The 17,849-nt window shown below is 67.9% G+C and carries 15 protein-coding genes and 1 other annotated feature; of the genes, 5 read left to right on the top strand and 10 right to left on the bottom strand.

All coding sequences use genetic code 11. From position 1 onward, the window contains the following. Positions 1 to 113: 113 nt before the first annotated feature. Positions 114 to 1,589: a SulP family inorganic anion transporter gene (locus tag NWE53_RS14300; RefSeq protein WP_265050055.1), complete on the bottom strand. Its 1,476-nt coding sequence runs from the start codon at positions 1,587 to 1,589 to the stop codon at positions 114 to 116. A gap of 102 nt (positions 1,590 to 1,691) precedes the next feature. After that, positions 1,692 to 1,747, bottom strand: a sequence feature (sul1 is cis-regulatory element that is thought to sense ions involved in sulfur or methionine metabolism; They are found in Alphaproteobacteria). Between the two features lie 236 nt (positions 1,748 to 1,983). Here NWE53_RS14300 and NWE53_RS14295 point away from each other — a divergent pair. Then, positions 1,984 to 2,649, top strand: coding sequence for a hypothetical protein (locus NWE53_RS14295; protein ID WP_265050054.1), 666 nt, complete (start codon positions 1,984 to 1,986; stop codon positions 2,647 to 2,649). A gap of 116 nt (positions 2,650 to 2,765) precedes the next feature. On the opposite strand, the gene NWE53_RS14290 is transcribed toward NWE53_RS14295, so the two are convergent. From NWE53_RS14290 to mtgA, 3 genes are all read right to left on the bottom strand, one after another. Beyond that, positions 2,766 to 4,457 carry an EAL domain-containing protein gene (locus NWE53_RS14290; protein WP_265050053.1) on the bottom strand — a complete coding sequence of 564 codons (1,692 nt, stop codon included), beginning with the start codon at positions 4,455 to 4,457 and terminating at the stop codon, positions 2,766 to 2,768. A gap of 473 nt (positions 4,458 to 4,930) precedes the next feature. Continuing rightward, positions 4,931 to 5,116: a 50S ribosomal protein L32 gene (gene rpmF, locus NWE53_RS14285; protein ID WP_265050052.1), complete on the bottom strand. Its 186-nt coding sequence runs from the start codon at positions 5,114 to 5,116 to the stop codon at positions 4,931 to 4,933. 153 nt (positions 5,117 to 5,269) lie between these two features. Continuing rightward, positions 5,270 to 5,935, bottom strand: coding sequence for a monofunctional biosynthetic peptidoglycan transglycosylase (gene mtgA, locus NWE53_RS14280; protein ID WP_442865032.1), 666 nt, complete (start codon positions 5,933 to 5,935; stop codon positions 5,270 to 5,272). Between the two features lie 168 nt (positions 5,936 to 6,103). Here mtgA and NWE53_RS14275 point away from each other — a divergent pair, with 168 nt between their 5' ends. Then, the gene (locus tag NWE53_RS14275) at positions 6,104 to 7,051 is read left to right on the top strand and encodes a polyprenyl synthetase family protein (protein WP_265050050.1); all 948 of its coding nucleotides are present in this window, start codon (positions 6,104 to 6,106) and stop codon (positions 7,049 to 7,051) included. A gap of 188 nt (positions 7,052 to 7,239) precedes the next feature. Here NWE53_RS14275 and NWE53_RS14270 read toward each other — a convergent pair whose 3' ends face one another. Next, positions 7,240 to 8,484: a histidine kinase gene (locus NWE53_RS14270; RefSeq protein WP_265050049.1), complete on the bottom strand. Its 1,245-nt coding sequence runs from the start codon at positions 8,482 to 8,484 to the stop codon at positions 7,240 to 7,242. Positions 8,485 to 8,535: 51 nt separating this feature from the next. Then, complete coding sequence (locus NWE53_RS14265) at positions 8,536 to 9,828, bottom strand: adenylosuccinate synthase (RefSeq protein ID WP_265050048.1); 1,293 nt, start codon at positions 9,826 to 9,828, stop codon at positions 8,536 to 8,538. 516 nt (positions 9,829 to 10,344) lie between these two features. Between NWE53_RS14265 and NWE53_RS14260 the strand changes: the two genes are divergently transcribed. Together NWE53_RS14260 and NWE53_RS14255 are read left to right on the top strand one after the other, a co-directional pair. After that, complete coding sequence (locus NWE53_RS14260; protein ID WP_265050047.1) at positions 10,345 to 11,556, top strand: M20 aminoacylase family protein; 1,212 nt, start codon at positions 10,345 to 10,347, stop codon at positions 11,554 to 11,556. Positions 11,557 to 11,680: 124 nt separating this feature from the next. Then, entirely contained in the window at positions 11,681 to 12,259 is a 579-nt protein-coding gene (locus NWE53_RS14255; protein WP_265050046.1) for a tyrosine phosphatase family protein, read from the top strand. Positions 12,260 to 12,443: 184 nt separating this feature from the next. Here the strand turns inward: NWE53_RS14255 and NWE53_RS14250 are convergent, their stop codons facing one another. From NWE53_RS14250 to NWE53_RS14235, 4 genes are all read right to left on the bottom strand, one after another. Further along, on the bottom strand, positions 12,444 to 14,168 hold the full coding sequence (locus tag NWE53_RS14250) for a mucoidy inhibitor MuiA family protein (RefSeq protein ID WP_265050045.1): 1,725 nt from the start codon (positions 14,166 to 14,168) through the stop codon (positions 12,444 to 12,446). A 157-nt stretch (positions 14,169 to 14,325) separates the two neighbouring features. Continuing rightward, positions 14,326 to 15,072 carry a F0F1 ATP synthase subunit A gene (locus NWE53_RS14245; protein ID WP_265050044.1) on the bottom strand — a complete coding sequence of 249 codons (747 nt, stop codon included), beginning with the start codon at positions 15,070 to 15,072 and terminating at the stop codon, positions 14,326 to 14,328. 140 nt (positions 15,073 to 15,212) lie between these two features. Beyond that, positions 15,213 to 15,530: a DMT family transporter gene (locus NWE53_RS14240; RefSeq protein ID WP_265050043.1), complete on the bottom strand. Its 318-nt coding sequence runs from the start codon at positions 15,528 to 15,530 to the stop codon at positions 15,213 to 15,215. 305 nt (positions 15,531 to 15,835) lie between these two features. Next, positions 15,836 to 16,717 carry a type 1 glutamine amidotransferase gene (locus NWE53_RS14235; RefSeq protein WP_265050042.1) on the bottom strand — a complete coding sequence of 294 codons (882 nt, stop codon included), beginning with the start codon at positions 16,715 to 16,717 and terminating at the stop codon, positions 15,836 to 15,838. A 115-nt stretch (positions 16,718 to 16,832) separates the two neighbouring features. Here NWE53_RS14235 and NWE53_RS14230 point away from each other — a divergent pair, with 115 nt between their 5' ends. After that, complete coding sequence (locus tag NWE53_RS14230) at positions 16,833 to 17,741, top strand: DMT family transporter (protein ID WP_265050041.1); 909 nt, start codon at positions 16,833 to 16,835, stop codon at positions 17,739 to 17,741. Positions 17,742 to 17,849 lie beyond the last annotated feature (108 nt).

Genomic DNA, 17,849 nt, shown 5'->3' with positions numbered 1-17,849 from the left:
AAAGCCGCGCCCTCGCAGGAGAGGGCGCGGCTTTTTTATTGGCTACCGGGGATCGAGGCGCTCCGTTGCAGCGGGGCCGAACTGCAAGCCGCCGGGACTGGTCCGGGGGCGGATCAATGGCCGGGAGCGAGCTTGGTCCCTTCCTTGTCATGCACAGCGAGACGCTCGACCATGGTTGCCGTAGCGTTGTTCATTCCGACGGTATCGACCGCGACGTCGTGGTGACGGAACTTCAGCACAACCCGATCGAGAGCGTGGATCGCGCTGATGTCCCAGAAATGCGCGGCGCTGAGATCGATCACGACGCGTCGGACCTCCTCCTGCCGAAAATCGAACGCCGAGTGGAAAGCCTCCGCCGTCGCGAAGAAGATCTGCCCCGTCACGCGATAGACCGTGGTGTCCCCTTGCCGATCGGCTTCGACGGCGAAGAAGTGCGTCACCTTATGGGCAAAGAACAGTCCGCTGAGGATCACGCCGAACAGAACGCCCTTCGCCAGATCATGTGTCCAGACGACGACGGCGACCGTGCCGAGCATGACGAAGCTGGAGCTCTTCGGATGCACCAGAAGAGACCGTAGGGATCCCCACTGGAACGTGTTGATCGAAACCATGACCATCACCGCGACGAGCGCCGCCATTGGAATCTGCGCGACATAGCGACCGAGCACGACGATCAGGAAGAGCAGGAAGGCGCCGGCCCACAGGGTCGAGAGCCGGCCACGCCCGCCGGACGAGACGTTGATGACCGACTGGCCGATCATGGCGCACCCCGCCATGCCTCCGAACAGACCGGCGACGATGTTCGCGGCGCCCTGTCCGGCGCATTCCCGGTTCTTGTCGGAGGTCGTGTCGGTCATCTCGTCAACGATCGCAGCCGTCATCAGGCTCTCCAGGAGACCGACCATAGCCAGGGTCAGCGCATAAGGCGTGATGATCTGAAGCGTCTCGACGGTGAGCGGCACCTGTGGGATTGCGAAGAATGGCAGTTCGCTGGGCAACGCGCCCATGTCGCCGACCGTGCGGATATCGAAGCCGAAATATATCGACACGGCGGTGAGCAGAACGATGGTCACCAGCGCGGATGGAACGGCTTTCGTGATCCGCGGCAGAAGATAGATCATCGCGAGGCCGATACCCGTCATCGCATAGACAGTCGGTCCTCGGCCGATCAGTTCCGGCATCTGCGCGAGGAAGATCAGGATCGCAAGCGCATTGACGAAGCCGGTCACGACCGAGAGCGAAACGAAGCGCATGAGGTTTCCGAGCTTCAGGACGCTGGCAACAATCTGAAAGAAGCCCGTCAGGATTGTTGCGGCGAAGAGGTACTGCACGCCGTGCTGCTTGACCAACGTGACCATGACCAGCGCCATGGCGCCGGTCGCGGCAGAGATCATCGCCGGCCGCCCACCCGCGAACGCCGAGACGACGGCGATGCAGAAGGAGGCGTATAGACCAATCTTCGGATCGACCCCGGCGATGATCGAAAACGCGGTCGCCTCGGGAATCAAAGCGAGCGCGACGACCGTACCGGCCAGCAGCTCACGCGTGACGTTGGGCGCCCATTCGTTGCGAAGATGAGAGATTGCCATAGTGAAGAATGAAGCCTTCGAGGCCCCGCCGGCAGGTGTGGCGGACGAGGCGCGCAAACTCGGAAGTCCGGCGGAGGCCGAGACCGAAACTGTCCGTGATTGCGTTGTCCGGCGGATCGGCGGCCGGAAGAGCCACCCGGGATTTCACCGGGTCCGAGTTTATGGCCCATCCTTTAAACCGTCTCGATATTGCGGCGCAACAGACATTGCAGGCAATACGCCCGCCAAAGCGCCTCTGCGCACTCATCCGAGGTCTGTAACAGGCCTTGGGTGACGTAGCGATTCCGCTCCCGAACCGTGGATGTGTTAGACAATTCCGGCCAGCCACCGGGTATCGAGGGGAAACCGGACGAGGCGTATCCAAGAACAAGGTCATGAACGGGAGGACGAAGTGATGCGCATAGCGTGTATCGAGCTGGTCGCCGCCGCAGGGTTTCTGGCGCTCGCTGCCGGCGCAGCGCAAGCCCAGACAAGCGAGATGACTTTTTTCGTCACGAGCAGCGGCTCGGGGAAGGGGGCCGATCTGGGCGGCCTCGCAGGTGCGGATGCGATCTGCCAGCGCCTCGCCCAGGCCGTCGGTGCCGGCAGCAAGACCTGGCGGGCCTATATGTCGACGCAAGCGGCCGGCGGGGTGGCCGCCGTCAATGCGCGTGACCGTATCGGCGCCGGTCCGTGGCGAAATGCCAAGGGCGCCGTGATCGCCAGCAGTGTCGCCGACCTGCATGGCGCCGCAACCAATCTCACGAAGCAGACTGCGCTCAACGAGAAAGGAGAAACGGTCAAAGGCCGCGGCGACACGCCCAATGAGCACGATATGCTGACGGGCTCGCAAGCCGACGGCACTGCGTTCGGCCCAGGCGAGGATCGTACCTGCGGCAACTATACCAGAAGCGGCGCCGAGGGCGCGGTGATGCTCGGCCACCATGATCGCTCGGGTCTCGACGAAACGCCGCCCTCGAAATCCTGGAACATGTCCCATCTTTCGCGCGGCGGATGCAGCCCCGATGCGCTGAAAAGCACGGGCAGCGCCGGGCTGTTTTACTGCTTCGCTGCCAATTGACGCGACCATCCGGGGGCGCTCGACGGGCGCCTCCGACCCGGAGCATGGCTGAAGCCGGATGTTGAAGAGCCGCCAGCGTGGCGTGCCTTCTTCCTCCGTGTGGCCACGCCGTCGCGTCAGCCCGCGGCCAGTCTCCGGCGCACATGCTGCGAAGGCGCATGCAGCTCGGCCCGGCCGACGAGGTGCCCCTGCAGATAGGTGACGCCCCAGTCGCGCAGCATGGCGGCCTGCATCTCGTCATCGACCCATTCCGCCACCGTCTCGACGCCGAGATGGCCGGCGAGGTCGATGAGCGTGCGGACATAGAAGCGGTCATCGGTCGAACGCCGCAGATTCTGGGTGAAGGCGCCGTCGATCTTGAGGATGTCGATCGGGAAGGCGCGCAGGTGGCGCAGCGAGGTATGGCCGGCGCCGAAATCGTCGATCGCGATGCGCGCGCCCTGTTCCTTGATGCGTCCGAGCAGCTTGCCCATCCGCGTCGGGTTCTCGATCGTCGCGGTCTCGGTGACCTCGACGATCAGGCGGGATGCCGCGTCTGTGGCCGCAGTGGTGCAGGCGACGAAGGCATCGAGCCATTCGGGGTCGGTGAGCGAGCGCGGTGAGACGTTGACGGACAGCACGAGGTCCGGGTCGTCCTGCAGCATGTCCATGGCGAGCTCGAGCACGCGATGGTCGAACAGCCGCACGAGGCCGCGCCGTTCCAGCATCGGAACCAGCTCGGCCGAGGCGAAATAAAGCCCGGTATCGCCCTGGCCGACCCGCATCAGTGCTTCGTGGAAGGCGGGCTCGCGTGAGCAGGTTCTGACGACGGGCTGGAGGGCGAGGCGCACCCGCCTCTCGTTCAGCGCCGCGATGGCCTGCACGTCGAAACCGACCTGATCGCCGGCCGTGTCGCGACGCGGGCGCGGCTTGGCGGTCACGGCGGTATCGATCGCGCCGGCACGCGCCGTCGCGAGCGCTCCCTCGGCCGCGGCCAGCAGCGAGCCGCCATGGTTGCCCAGCTCGGGGGCGCTGGCGGCGCCGACGCGCAGCCGGACGAGCGCGATGCCGCGCGCGGTCTCGATCGCCGATTGGGCGACGATCTTGATGAAGCGGCGGGCCGCCGATTCGATCTGGTCCTGCGGGCAGCCGACGAGCAAGATGGCGAAGCTGTTGCCGGCATAGCGGACGAGATGGTCGCGGCGGCGCGTGACCGAGCGCAGCCGCTCATGCACGGTGCTGATGATCTCGTCGGTGGCCTCATGGCCGAAATCGTCGTTGAGGCGCGCGAGCTCGTCGATCGCCGCGACGAGCACGACGACCGGCCGCTCGGCCGAGAGGTGCTCCTTGAGCGCCGCATCGATGTGCTCCAGCAAGGCGGGGCGGTCGCAGAGCTCGTTGCCTAGCTGCTCCAGCTCGTCGGCCCTGGCGGCGCGCTCCAGCCTCACGACGCCACGCGCACTGGCCGGGCGGCCGTCGCTGCCGGTGAACCAGCGGCCGGTGTCCTCGGCCCACATCTTGCGGCCGGCGAGGTCGATGGCGTAGCGGGTCCGGTAGATCACGCCGTCGCCATGGTCGTGCTCGCTGGAGCCGAAGATCGCGTCATAGCGGCTCGGGCCGCTGCCCGGCTCGACCAGCCCGGCGAAGGCGAGGCCGCGCGCCAGCACCGTGGCCGGAATCGGACCCAGCACATCCGCGACATTCGGGCCCCAGCTCAGGGAGTCGCTCTGGACGTCCCAGCCGTAAACGACTTCACCGATCGAGGAGAGGATGCTGCGAGGATCAACCGGGCCGCCATTCTGGAAGCTGAAGATCGAGGGGGTGGGCATCGCTCGGCCTCGGAAAGACAGCCCACGCCGCGCCGTTCTGGTGCTTCGTCGCCCTGTCCGGATGATGGGAAGTGCTTCGAAACGATGCGGTCATTCCGATTAATGGGGCGTTAAGTCTGGCCAATGATTTGCAGCCTGAGCTCCGTCACAAGTTGTGTGTGCCGGAGTGATACATGGCAGAGGCCCGCGTTTGGCCGGAGCAGGGTGCGGTCAGCACCAACGCATCTGCGCTTGTGCTTTTGCAGGCCGCCGCGGCACGGGCGGAAATCGGCCCCTTCGCACGCCGGGGGAAGGCGACGCCCCAATCGGCTGCGGGATGTTATCGGGCGGCGGCGCAGCTCGTGCCCGCACGCCGGATGCCGCGCCTCCGCGCCTGACTCAGACACTTACAAGGCAAAGAAAAACCGGCCTCTCGGCCGGTTCACGTCTTCTGTCGGGGGAGCGGCATCGCTACCGCACCTGGCCGGAACGCCTCAGGCGTCGGCCTTGACCTTCAGCACCTGGCGGCCGCGATACATGCCGCTCTTCAGGTCGACATGGTGCGGACGGCGCAGCTCGCCGGAGTTCTTGTCTTCGATATAGGTGGGCTGCTTCAGCGCGTCGGCCGAGCGGCGCATGCCACGCTTCGACGGCGACGTCTTTCTCTTCGGAACGGCCATTGTACTCTCCATCGTGCCGCCGTCCGAACGCGCAGGCTTGCCAAAGCCACGCCTCCGCCACGGCGACGGATCAATCTCGTGAGGCGTTGCCCATACACGCTCGAGGTGCCGATGGCTAGTGCCGAATCCGGATTTCTAGCGATTAAGGCCGGATCAGCCGGGTACGGCGCAGTCTCCCAGCGTACCCAGCTGGCCGACCCGGCGCTGCGTGCGGGCAGCGGCGGACTGCAGGGCGCGATTCGGCTTCGCCGGGTCACGCAGAAGCGGGTTCGGCAGCGCGGCGGCGAGGCGCGCGGCCTCGGCCGTGGTCAGGCGCGCGGCCGGCTTGCCGAAATAGCGCTGCGCGGCGGCTTCCGCCCCGAACAGGCCTTCGCCCCATTCGGCGACGTTGAGATAGACCTCGATGACGCGCGGCTTGCCCCAGGCGAAATCGATCGCCATCGCCAGCGGGATTTCCAGCCCCTTGCGGATATAGGAGCGGCCGGGCCAGAGGAAGACGTTCTTGGCCGTCTGCATGGTCAGCGTCGAGGCGCCGCGGCTGGGCCCGTCCTCGTCCTCCATAACAGCATTGAGCTCGATCCAGTCGACACCGCGATGGCTGCAGAAGCGCTGGTCCTCCGACGCGATGACGGCGCGGATCAGATTCGGCGAGATCTGGGCCAGCGGCACCCATTCGCGCTCGACGGAGCGCAGCGTCAGCCAGCGGCCGAGCATCAGCGTCGAAGGCGCGGGCACGAAGCGATAGAGCACGATCGCAGCGATGAGGATCAGCAGCAGCCAGAAGGCGAACTTGAAGCAGAGGCCGAGAATCCTGCCCAGCACGTTGCTTCGTCCCCCTCGTCGATCGATCGGCGCAAGGCTCGATGTCTTGGGGCCGAGCCCTGCTGCCAAGTCCCGCGCCAAGCCCTGCGCCATGGTGGCGCAGCTTGACGATGCCGCCAGCGTCCGGCAAGGCCCCCGTCCCGGCAGCGAACGCGAGACCCGCGCATGAGTTCCGTCACATCACCGGCCAGCCATGGCGATCTCGACCTGCGCCTCGCGGATAATGCCGCGGCCGTCGAGGCCCTGCTGGAGACGCTGCTCTCGGCCGAGCCGGCTGAAGGCGAGACCCTGCGCCCGCCGCGCCTCGTCGCGGCGATGCGGCATGGCGCGCTGGGGGGCGGCAAGCGCCTGCGGCCCTTCCTGACGATCGAGACGGCGCGGTTGTTCGGCGTCACCACCGAGCAGGCGCTGCGGGCGGGCGCGGCCGTCGAGCTGCTGCATTGCTATTCGCTCGTCCATGACGATCTGCCGGCGATGGATGACGACGACCTGCGGCGCGGCCGTCCGACGGTTCACAAGGCCTTCGACGAGGCGACGGCGATCCTTGCCGGCGACGCGCTGCTGACGCTGGCTTTCGCGGTTCTGGCGGATGAGGCGACGCATCCTTCCGGCGCGATCCGCGCCGCGCTGGTGAGCACGCTGGCGCGCGCATCCGGGCTCGGCGGCATGGTCGGGGGGCAGATGCTCGACCTCGCGGCCGAGGGGCGTTTCGAGGCGGAGAAGACTTCGCTGCCGGAGGCCGCCATCCGCCAGCTCCAGGCGATGAAGACCGGGGCTCTGCTTGCGGCGAGCGTCGAGATCGGCGCGCGGCTCGGCGGCGCCGATGCCGGTGCGCTGGCGGCGCTCGGCCGGTACGGCCGGGCGCTCGGCGCGACGTTCCAGGTCGCCGACGACATCCTCGACGTGGAATCCGACGCGGCCCGGATGGGCAAGGCGACCGCGAAGGACGAGGACAAGGGCAAGGGCACGCTGGTCGGCGCGCTCGGCCTGGACGGTGCCAAGCGCGAGCGCGACCGGTTGAGCGACGCGGCGGTTGCGGCTCTCGTTGGCTTCGGCCCCGATGCCGATGTCCTCAGGGCCGCCGCGCGCTTCGCGGCCGAGCGGAAGAGCTGAGCCCCTTATCGATTTCTTGCGGAAACACGGTGTCGTCCCGGACAAGCCGCGAAGCGGCGCCGATCCGGGATCCATCGTAGAGCCCCGGCGCCCTCCGATGGATCCCGGGGCAAGCCCGGGATGACGAGACGGTTCCGAGATTAGTCAGAACGCCCTGGGGTGTTATGACAACCGGGGCGCGGAGGCCTTTACCGCCAGCGGCCGAAGGCGTCGGCCAGCGTCTGGCTGCCGGAGACGCCCTTCTCGAAGGTGATGATGCCGCGGCGCCCGGAGGTGAACAGCACGGGCACGTCGATCCAGCTCCGGTTGAGGATGAGATCGACGTTGCGATCGACCTCGACCGGCACGTTCGACAGCGCCGCGACGAAGAGATTGTCGCCGAGCGCGGAGTTGATCGCCGAGAGCGGCGCGCCGCGCTCGCCTTCCTCGGTCTTGAGCTGCGGCACGCCGACCTCCTTGATCGCCTGCGTCGCCGGGTCGCCGCTGCTGGTGAAGCGCAGGCCGATGATGTGCGAGGCGGGGAAGGCGGAATCGGTGTTGCGGCGGATGGTGAAATCGAGATTCAGCCCGGCATCCGGGATCTCGACGGTCGCGCGCACGATCGTCTCGACCGGGCGGCCCTGGCCGGCGCTCTCGCTGTCGAGGCGCCAGAAGACGCGGCCGTTGACCGCCCTCGGCTGCTGCGGGTTCTCGGGCACCTCGGTGTAGAGGATCGCGCGCTGGGCGACGGCGATCTCGCCGCCGGGCTGCGGCACGGGGATACCCTGCGCGGCGCTCGGGGCATTGTTGCCGGGCCGGTTCTGTGCCGGCGCGCCAGCCTCGCCGACGCGGTCGGAGATCTTGCCGGCGTTGTCCGGCTGGGCCGGCCGCGCCTGCTGCGCGGCGGTTTCGCCGTTCGCGCGGGGCGTGTCCTGCGGCTTCAGCTTGTGGACATAGATCGCGGTGGCCGCGATCGCGGCGACGGCGATCGCGACGACGCCTCCCACGACGGCCGAGCGGATATGGCCGGGTTTCACCCGCGATTCGCGCGGCGGCAGCACGCGCGGGCGGGCGATCTGCGGCTGGGCGGGCTCCGGAAGCGGTTCGCCCTCGTCCTGGCCGGTGGCCGCCGGCAGCGGCGCGAACTCCGGCTGCTTCTTCGGCTCGGGCGGCCGCGGCGGCTGCGGAACCGCCTCCACCGGGCGAATCACCGGGCCTTCGGCAGCAGGCGGCGCGGCGGGCGTCTCGTCGTGATCGGCTTCGATGCGGGCGACGGCCTCGTCGAGCGCCAGGCGCTCGCGCATGATCTCGGCCTCGCTCAGGGGCGGGTCGAGACCGCGCAATTGCGCAACGAGAGCCGCCCGCGCCCGATCGAAGATGGCGCGGCGCGCCTCGGGAGAGTTGTCGGGCAACCCGGCGACGGCTCGCGCCAGGATAGGATAGAAGTCGGCCATTGGCCTCACTTGTCGCTGATGGCGCCCTGCGTCAACCCTCGGAGGGCACGCTTATCCCTCGAAAGGATTGTGGACGAGGATCGTGTCGTCGCGCTCCGGGCTGGTCGAGAGCACGGCGACGGTGGCGCCGATCAGCTCCTCGATGCGGCGGACGTACTTGATCGCCTGCGCCGGCAGGTCGGCCCAGGAGCGGGCGTTCGCCGTTGAGCCGTCCCAGCCCTCGATCGTCTCGTAGATCGGCTCGACGCGAGCCTGGTCGCTCTGCCCGGCCGGCAGATGCTCCAGCACCTGGCCGTCGAGCTTGTAGCCGACGCAGACCTTGATCTCCTTGAAGCCGTCGAGGATGTCGAGCTTGGTCAGTGCGATGCCGTCGATGCCGGAGGTCTTCACCGTCTGGCGCACGAGGCAGGCGTCGAACCAGCCGCAGCGGCGCTTGCGGCCGGTGACGACGCCGAACTCCTTGCCCTTGGTGCCGATCAGCTCGCCGATCTCGTCGAAGAGCTCGGTCGGGAAGGGGCCTTCGCCGACGCGGGTCGTGTAGGCCTTGGCGATGCCGAGCACATAGCCGACGGCGGAGGGGCCGAGGCCCGAGCCGGTCGCGGCCTGGCCGGCGACGATGTTCGAGGAGGTGACGAAGGGATAGGTGCCGTGGTCGACATCGAGCAGCGCGCCCTGTGCGCCTTCGAACAGGATGCGCTTGCCGGCGCGGCGCTCGGCGTCGAGCAGTGCCCAGACCGTGTCGGCATAGGGCAGGATCTCGGGAGCGATGGTCTTGAGCGGGCCGAGCAGTTCCCCGGCGTCGACCTCGCCGATGCCCAGCCCGCGGCGCAGCGCGTTGTGATGGGCCAGCAGGCGCTCGATCTTGGCCTCGAGCAGGGCTTCGTCCTTGAGGTCGATGACGCGGATGGCGCGGCGGCCGACCTTGTCCTCATAGGCCGGGCCGATGCCGCGCTTGGTCGTGCCGATCTTCATGCCGGCGTTCGAGGTCTCGCGGAAATGGTCGAGCTCGCGATGCAGCGGCAGGATGAGCGTGGCGTTGTCGGCGATGCGGAGGTTGTCCGGCGTGATCGCGACGCCCTGGGTGCGCAGCTTGGCGATCTCCTCGACGAGGTGCCAGGGATCGACGACGACGCCGTTGCCGATGACCGAGAGCTTGCCTGGACGCACGATGCCCGAGGGCAGCAGCGAGAGCTTGTAGACGTTGCCGTCGATGACCAGCGTATGGCCGGCATTATGCCCGCCTTGGAACCTGACGACGACATCGGCCTGGCTCGACAGCCAGTCGACGATCTTGCCCTTGCCCTCGTCGCCCCACTGGGCGCCGACCACCACAACATTCGCCATGAGCGAGGTGTCCCTGCTTTACGTTCCGCGTTGCCCGTGCAAGCGGCCCGCGCAAATGCAAAACCCCGGCGCAAGGCCGGGGTTTCGGGGCAGGTCCTTGCAAGCCCTCATGGGCCAATGTGGTCCGAAGGTCAAGTTTTCCGACAGTCTCATTGCCAGGGTGAATGGCTCAGACCATCAGACCTCCCCGTCATTCCGGGGCGACCCGCAGGGTCGAGCCCGGAACCCAGAACCGACACGTCATATCGCTAAACGAGCCGGTCACATGTGCCTCATCAAGACGCGGCGTCGGTTCTGGATTCCGGGCTCATCGCTCCGCGATGCCCCGGGATGACGGCGCGGCGAATCTCTCTCGTCGACCTCGAAGCTGCTGGCGTAAACCATCTGAGCATGGCCGCTCTGCAGCATCTGCGCAGTAATGCTGCCGCAATCGGGCGTAAGGGCTAGAATGGCGGTTGGCGGCCGATGGCAGGGACCATGCATGCCGGCGCCGCAAGAGAGGGGAAACCATCGATCATGACCAAGCTCGACGACTGGCTCGACCGGCACCATGCCGCGTTCACGGCGATCCGCCGCGACATCCACGCCCATCCCGAACTCGGCCTGGAGGAGCACCGCACCGCCAAGCTCGTCGCCGATAGCTTGCGCGAATGGGGCGTCGAGGTCACCGAGAATGTCGGCCAGACCGGCGTTGTCGGCGTCATCCGCGGCAGCCGGCCCGGCCCGCGCGCCATCGGCCTGCGCGCCGACATGGACTGTCTCGCGCTGGAAGAGACGACCAACCTGCCCTATTCCTCGCGTACCCCCGGCCGGATGCATGCCTGCGGCCATGACGGGCACACCACCATGCTGCTCGCAGCGGCGCGCTACCTCGCCGAGAACCGGGACTTCGCCGGCACGGTCAACCTGATCTTCCAGCCGGCCGAGGAAGGCCGCGGCGGCGCCAACGCCATGCTGGCGGACGGGCTGTTCGAGCGCTTCCCCTGCGACGCCATCTACGGGCTGCACAACACGCCGGGCATGCCGACCTCCAGCTTCGGCACCACGGTCGGCCCGTTCCTCGCGGCGGCGGATTCCTGGAAGGTCACCTTCCACGGCGTCGGCGGCCATGGCGGCTCGCAGCCGCATCGCTCCACCGACATCACCTATGCGCAAGCGCATTTCGTGCTCGGCCTGCAGGGCATCATCGGCCGCAACGTCGCCCCGCTCGACACGGCGGTGATCAGCGTCGGCTACATCCATGGCGGCGACGCCGACGCCTCGAACGTCATCCCCTCCGAGCTCGTCATCGGCGGCACGGCGCGGACCTACTCGCAGGAGGTGCGCGATACGGTGGAACGGCGCATCGCCGAGCTCGCGGCGGCGACGGCCCTGGCCTGGGGCTGCCAGGCGGAAGCCTATTATCATCGCGGCACCAGCCCGCTCGTGAACGAGGCCGAGCAGGTCAAGGTCGCGGTCGCGGCGGCCAGCGCGGCGGTCGGGTCCGAGCATGTCAACGGCCAGCTCCGGCCGGGCACGGGCGGCGAGGATTTCGCCGAGATGATGCTGGTGCGCCCCGGCGCCTTCATGCGGATCGGCAACGGCGTCAATCCCGACGGCTCCTTCGTCGGCCTGCACACGCCGCTCTACGATTTCAACGACGAGATCATCCCGGCCGGTGCGCGCTACTGGGTCGGCCTCGTCGAGCAGGAGCTCGGCCAGGGTTGGCAGGCGATCGCCGCCGAGTGAGAATTGCTTGGCGGCCGGTGTCGTACGATGCCGGCCGCAAGCTTGCAGGGGTGCCCGTCGTTTCCAGCGGTTGCGCCATCGGCGGAACGGACCTAGGCGGCATGCTCAGCCGCGGAGCAATGCCATGAAGACCCTCGCCATCTCGACCCTGACGATCTGCGGCATCGACGAGCTGCCCGGCAACAGCGCGCGCGAGGTGACGCATGTGCTCTCGGTGCTCGATCCCGACCGGGCCGAGCTCGATGCTTTCGGCGCCTATGGCGAGCACCACCGCGTCACGCTGCGCTTCCACGACATCATCGATCCCCGGCCCGGCCAGATCATGCCCGCACCCGAGCATGTCGGGGAGATCCTGCGCTTCGGCGAGGGGCTGCAGGAGACGGCCGCCGCCCGCGTGAAGGGGCATCTGCTGGTCCACTGCCATATGGGCATTTCGCGCTCGACAGCGGCGATGCTGACGCTGATGGCGCAGGCCGATCCGACCGAAGGCGAGGATGCGCTGTTCGCAAGGCTGCGCGAAATCCGCCCGCAGTCCTGGCCGAATTCGGTGATGATCGGCTTCGCCGACGCGCAACTCGGCCGGCAGGGACGGCTGACCGCGGCGCTCGGGCGGCACTACGCCCACCAGATCGAGGCGCAGCCCAAATTCCGCACCTGGATGAACGATCTCGGCCGCAGGCGCGAGATCGAGATGGCGGTCTGAGGTCGCCCGCGGGCAAGGGGGGCGCCGTCATGCTCGGGCTTGACCCGAGCATCTCATGACGTGAGGGCTCCAGAGCCTCTTCCTGCAAGAGATTCTCGGGTCTGCGCGGAGTTTATCCTTGGGCCGATCGAAGATCGGACCCGAGGGCTTCGCCCGAGAATGACGATGGAGGCCCGGCGCCCTTTCAATTCATCGGGCGCGCCACGGGCTCCGGTCCCGGCATGGGCTGCTGCTCGTAGGAGAGTTCGCGGTCGCCCGGCCATTTGATGCGATAGGTCAGCTTGATCTCCTTCTCGGAGGCGGGCTGCAGATCGAAGGTCCAGGACGAGACGCCGCGGCGATCGCCGACCTGCTTTTCGGTCGGCGGGGTCGTGAGGGCGGCGATAGTCTCGACCGTGATCGCGCTGCTCTCCGAGAAGGGGATGCGCTCGAGCACCGTGATCTTCACCGGCTTGCTGTGCAGGCTCTTCACCACGGTGCGGAATTCGCGCTGGTCCGTGCGGGTCTGGCCGAGCCAGCTCGGCTCGTTCTCGCGCCGCTTCACCGGGGCGTAGCTGACCTTGATCCGGTCGTCGGCGCCGAAGCCGAGCTCGACCTTGTCGCCCGGGGCGACGAGCCCGAACTGCCCCATGCCGACATAGGTGCCGTCGCGATGCAGCGCGACGCGGCCGGGCAGGAGCGGCGCCTCCTCCTCATGGGTGAAGCCGGCTTCCAGATAGGCCTTCAGCTCCAGCTCCGGGACGGTGCGGGCGGCGAGCGTCGCGTCCGCCCTGCGCTGCGTCAGGACCACCGTCTTCGCGGCGCCGTCCTGCGGGACGCTGGCGCGGCCCGGCACCTGGAAATTCGCCTGATAGGCGCCGGCCTCGATCGTCGCGACCTGAGCATCGGCGGCGACCCTCAACTCATCGCGCGAAACTCCACCGCTGAAACGGAAATTTGATGGGGGCGCGGGGGCGGCAGCAGGAGCTGCCCGTTCCGTTTCCTGCTTGCGGGCTTGCGCCATGGCGCGCGCCCGTGCCTCGGCAATGATCTGCGGCTCGAAGAAGGCGACCTGCACGGGCGCGAGATCGGGAGCGCGGGTGCCGCCGGCCGCGCGCGTGGTCGAGAGCGTCAGCGCCACATCGTCCCAGGCCTCGCCGCTGCGCTGGCGGATCTCGGCGCGCCGCGTCAGGGCGATCTCCGGCTTCTCGCCCGTCGTCGTCAGCCTTGCCTCGTATGTCGGCGTCCAGTTCGCGCCAGTGACGCGGTAGCTCACGGTGAATTCGGCCGCGACGGGCTGCGGCGCCTCGACCGCGATGGCGACGTCGCGCTTCGGTGCACCCGGCTTGCCGCCTTGCGGACGGGCGCGTTCGAGGGAGGCGATCTCGGCCTCGACGTCGGACAGGCGGTTGCGCACGCCGCGCAGCTCGTCCTGGACCTTGACCAGCGCGGTGCCGATCGCCTCGAACACGGCCGGCCAGTCGGTTACGGGCAGGGCCTTGCCGTCGGGGCCGAGCTTGTCGGGGCCGGTCTGGGCGAAGCGCTCGATGGTGGCGCGCTTGGCCTCGTTCGCGGCGATCTGGCCGGTGAGCCTGTCCTTGTCGTCGCGCAGCGCCTTCAGCTTGTCCTCCAGCACCGTGTCGAGCACAGGCCTGGCGTCGCCCGGCGTGACGCGGACATCGACGGCACCGACCGAGAAGGCGCCGTCGCCCTTGCCCTCGACGCGGATGGAAGCGGGATCGATGGTCGCCGGCAGGCCGCGCAGCACGACCTGCGAGACGCCCTGCAGCAGCTCGGCCTTGCCGAGCCGCGTCACCACGGCGCCGTCGGGATACACCGTGATGCGGTCGATCCGGCTCGACAGCTCGGTCTCGGCGGCGCTGGCGAGGCCGGGCGCGAGAATCAGGGCAGCGGCAATATGGCTTCTCATCAAAATCGTCCCCTCCAGATCGCAATCACGAGGCCGTGATAGGCGTGGTCGAATTCGGCACGCCCAAGGCGGAATTGGGCCGGAATGCGGATAGGACGAGCGGGCGGGGAGAGCGTCCTGTGTTTGCAGGAGGGGCCCGGTCTTGGCGTGGCGCCGGCTAGTGGCCGGGATGCAGCGCGTCGTTCAGGTAGATGCAGGCGAGCACGGTGAAGACATAGGCCTGCAGCACCGCGACCAGGAACTCGAAGGCCGTCAGCGCCACGGTCATCAGCAGCGGCAGCGGCGCCAGCAGCCCGTAACCGAAGCCGGCTGCGAGCAAGGCCGCGACGAAGCTGCCGAAGACCTTGAGCGCGATATGGCCGCCGAGCAGGTTGGCGAAGAGGCGCAGGCTCAGGCTGATCGGCCGCGACAGGAAGGAGACGATCTCGATCACGGTGATGAAGGGCAGGAGCCAGCCCGGCACGTCGGAGGGCACGAACAGCCGCAGGAAGCGCAGGCCATGGCGGTAGGCGCCGTAGCCGACCACCGTCGCCATCACGAGCATGGCGAGTGCGAAGGTCACGACGATGTGGCTGGTGACGGTGAAAGCGCCGGGAACCATGCCGAACAGGTTGAGCACCAGCACGAACATGAAGAGCGAGAAGATCAGCGGCAGGAAGCGCATGCCCTCGCGGCCGGTCGCGTCGGTCAGCGTCCTCGCGACGAATTCGTAGAGCATCTCGGCGAGCGCCTGGGCCCGACCCGGGATCAGTGCGCGCGAGCTGGTCGCAAGGATCAGCCCGCCGCCGATCGCGACTGTCGCGAGCGCCATCATCAGCGCCGCGTTGGTGAAGCCCATGTCGATCCCGCCGAGGCGTAGGGGGATGAGGGTCTTGACGATGAACTGGTCGCTGGGATTGGCCAAGGCTGGGCCTCCGCTGCACGAGGTTGCGCGACGGCGCGGACAAATCCGTGCCGTGGGGCCGTCCCCGATGTGAGCGAAGGCCAAGGGTCGTCCCGAGGCCGGCCCTGCTTAGAAAGCGGGCCCTGGTTTGGCAAGCGCCATCAGCTCGCCGAGAGCTTCATCATGACGAGGCCGGAGACGATGAGAGCGGCCGCGGCGATGCGCATCGGCGTCAGCGCCTCGCCGAGCACGGTGACGCCGACGAGGAAGGCGCCGACCGCGCCGATGCCGGTCCAGATCGTGTACGCGGTGCCGAGCGGCAAAGAGCGCATCGCCAGCGAGAGCAGGGCGAAGCTGCCGATCATGGTGACGATGGTGATCGCTGCCGGCCCCGGACGGGAGAACCCGTCCGACTGCTTCATCGTGTAGGCCCAGACGATTTCGAGAATGCCGGCAGAAAAAAGATAGAGCCACGCCATAGCGGTCCCCCATGAGTTGCCGGGTCGTCCCGGCACATCGCCCAGGTTGGGGGAGGTCGTGGCCTCGCTCACGCTGATCTAGTCAGCGCGGCTGGGGATAGCAAGGCTGGAGCAGGCTGCGCCCTGCCAGGAGCGCGGGTCATTCCGGCCGGAGCGAAGCGGAGAGCCGGGATCCATGCCTGAACCTCGACCGGAAGCGCTCCGGCATGGATCCCGGGTCAAGCCCGGGATGACGGCGCGGTCATGTGGCATCCTTCCGGAAGAGATCCTCGGGACGATGCTCGCGGGATGTTGGCGCCGAGCACTCAGGCCCTACCGCGCTCGCTCGCATGCGGCTTGATGCGGTGCTCGACGAAGTTGCGCAGCTCGGTGACGCGGCGCTCGGTGTCGAGCACCTCGCGGTCGAGGCCATGCGCCCAGGCGAGGTCCTGCCGCTGCGGCTCGGCGTCGAGCGTGCGCAAATCGCCGAGCCAGCTCTGCGTCGAGGCCTCGTCGCGCCGGAAGCCTTCCTCGATCAGGAGCGGCACCATGCGCCCGAGGATCGAGGCGACCTGCTTCAGCGGGAATTCGGGGTGGTACTGCACGCCCCAGAAGGTGCCGCCGCCATGCCTGATCTCGGCGGCCTGGACCTGGCTGTAGGCGTTGGAAGCGAGGATCGTCGTGCCATGCGCGGGCAGGGCGATGGTGTCGAGATGAATCGCCGGGGCGTCGAAGGCGGCAGGCCTGCTTTCGAGCAGCTTGTGGTTCCGGCCCGCTTCTGTGGGCGTGATCCGCCGGGCGAAGCCGACCTCGCGGCCCTTCGGGTTGGCGGTGACGGTGCCGCCCGCCGTGACCGAGCCGATCTGGATGCCCCAGCAGGAGCCGAAGCAGGGCGTGCCGCTGGCATAGATCGACCGCATAAGTTCGACTTGCCGCGTCACCGCCGGCTCGGTCTCGTAGATGTGGAGGGCCGAGCCGGTCAGGAAGACGCCGTCATAGGATTCGAGCCCGGCGCCGTCAGGCAGGTTGGCGCCCTCGTCGGCCGGCAGGCAGATGTCGGAGACGATGCCGGGTGCGATCGCCGCGATCTCGGCGGCATAGGCTTCGCCATAGGCCATGCCGTAAGCCTCCCGCAGCCCTTCTCGATGCTCGCGCGTGTTGCCGTCGACGAAAAGCAGGCGGAGCGGGCGGGAATTGGTTTTGATCATCGAGAAATGTCCGCAGGGATGCGCAGGGCGACGGTCAGGCTTGCGCCGCATCTCATATGAGACCGGGCTCGCGCAAGGGTATTGCAAGAGCCCTTTCCCGGAACAGGGCGGAATCGTGCACCCTTCCCCGACTTGGCTGCAACGCGCCTGGGCCAATGCCTATCTGTTGATGATCCTGACGACGCTGATGTGGGCCGGCAATGCCGTGGCGAGCCGGCTCGCCGTCGGCAACATCTCGCCGATGGCGCTGACCTCGTTCCGCTGGATCGCGGTCTGCGCGATCATGCCGTTCCTGCTGCGCCATCAGATCCGGGCCTATTGGCCGGTGCTGCTGGCGCGCTGGCGCTTCGTCGCCCTGCTCGGCATCCTCGGTTTCACCGCCTTCAACACGCTGATGTATCTCGCCGCCTATTCGACCTCGGCGATCAATATCGGCATCCTGCAGGGCTCGATCCCGGTCTTCGTGCTGGTCGGGGCCTTCCTGGCCTATCGCACGCCGATCGGCACCATGCAGGCGCTCGGCGTCGCGGTCACGCTGCTCGGCGTCGCCGTCACGGCGAGCCGCGGCGACATCCATGTCCTGACCGGTTTTCGCTTCGCTGCCGGCGACCTGCTGATGATCCTCGCCTGCGTGCTTTATGCCGGCTACACCGTCGCCATCCGCAACCGGCCGGCGATGCCGGGGCTGGTCTTCTTCGCGGCGGTCGCCTGCTTTGCCTGCCTTGTTTCGCTGCCGCTGCTCGTCGGCGAGATCGCGCTCGGCAAATTCCACGCCCCGACCGCGACGGGCTGGGGCATCCTGGCCTTCACGGTGATCGGGCCTTCGCTGCTGTCGCAGCTGTTCTTCATGCGCGCCATCGAGATCATCGGGCCCGGCCGGGCCGGCGTCTTCGTCAATCTCGTGCCGGTCTTCGCGCCGATCCTGGCCGTGCTGATCATCGGCGAGCCCTTCGGCCTCTACCACGCGCTCGCGCTCGCTTTGGTGCTCGGTGGCATCTTCATCGCCGAGCGGCTGGGGCGGTAGGGAAGTTCTTTCGTCGACAACTGCCGACATTCTCGGGCGAATCGGAGCGAAGACCCGAGAATCTCAGGACGAGAAGGCACTGGTTTCCGAGATGCTCGGGTCAAGCCC

Origin of the sequence: Bosea sp. NBC_00550, from assembly GCF_026020075.1 — a bacterium.
Taxonomy (GTDB): Bacteria; Pseudomonadota; Alphaproteobacteria; order Rhizobiales; family Beijerinckiaceae; genus Allobosea.
This window is presented reverse-complemented; position numbering and strand designations above follow the sequence as displayed.

What these genes read in the sequence shown, in the direction of transcription:
- NWE53_RS14300 (WP_265050055.1), bottom strand. Translation starts at nt 1,589, where the DNA reads ATGGCAATCTCTCATCTTCGCAACGAATGGGCGCCCAACGTCACGCGT.
- NWE53_RS14295 (WP_265050054.1), top strand. Translation starts at nt 1,984, where the DNA reads ATGCGCATAGCGTGTATCGAGCTGGTCGCCGCCGCAGGGTTTCTGGCG.
- NWE53_RS14290 (WP_265050053.1), bottom strand. Translation starts at nt 4,457, where the DNA reads ATGCCCACCCCCTCGATCTTCAGCTTCCAGAATGGCGGCCCGGTTGAT.
- rpmF (WP_265050052.1), bottom strand. Translation starts at nt 5,116, where the DNA reads ATGGCCGTTCCGAAGAGAAAGACGTCGCCGTCGAAGCGTGGCATGCGC.
- NWE53_RS14275 (WP_265050050.1), top strand. Translation starts at nt 6,104, where the DNA reads ATGAGTTCCGTCACATCACCGGCCAGCCATGGCGATCTCGACCTGCGC.
- NWE53_RS14270 (WP_265050049.1), bottom strand. Translation starts at nt 8,484, where the DNA reads ATGGCCGACTTCTATCCTATCCTGGCGCGAGCCGTCGCCGGGTTGCCC.
- NWE53_RS14265 (WP_265050048.1), bottom strand. Translation starts at nt 9,828, where the DNA reads ATGGCGAATGTTGTGGTGGTCGGCGCCCAGTGGGGCGACGAGGGCAAG.
- NWE53_RS14260 (WP_265050047.1), top strand. Translation starts at nt 10,345, where the DNA reads ATGACCAAGCTCGACGACTGGCTCGACCGGCACCATGCCGCGTTCACG.
- NWE53_RS14255 (WP_265050046.1), top strand. Translation starts at nt 11,681, where the DNA reads ATGAAGACCCTCGCCATCTCGACCCTGACGATCTGCGGCATCGACGAG.
- NWE53_RS14250 (WP_265050045.1), bottom strand. Translation starts at nt 14,168, where the DNA reads ATGAGAAGCCATATTGCCGCTGCCCTGATTCTCGCGCCCGGCCTCGCC.
- NWE53_RS14240 (WP_265050043.1), bottom strand. Translation starts at nt 15,530, where the DNA reads ATGGCGTGGCTCTATCTTTTTTCTGCCGGCATTCTCGAAATCGTCTGG.
- NWE53_RS14235 (WP_265050042.1), bottom strand. Translation starts at nt 16,717, where the DNA reads ATGATCAAAACCAATTCCCGCCCGCTCCGCCTGCTTTTCGTCGACGGC.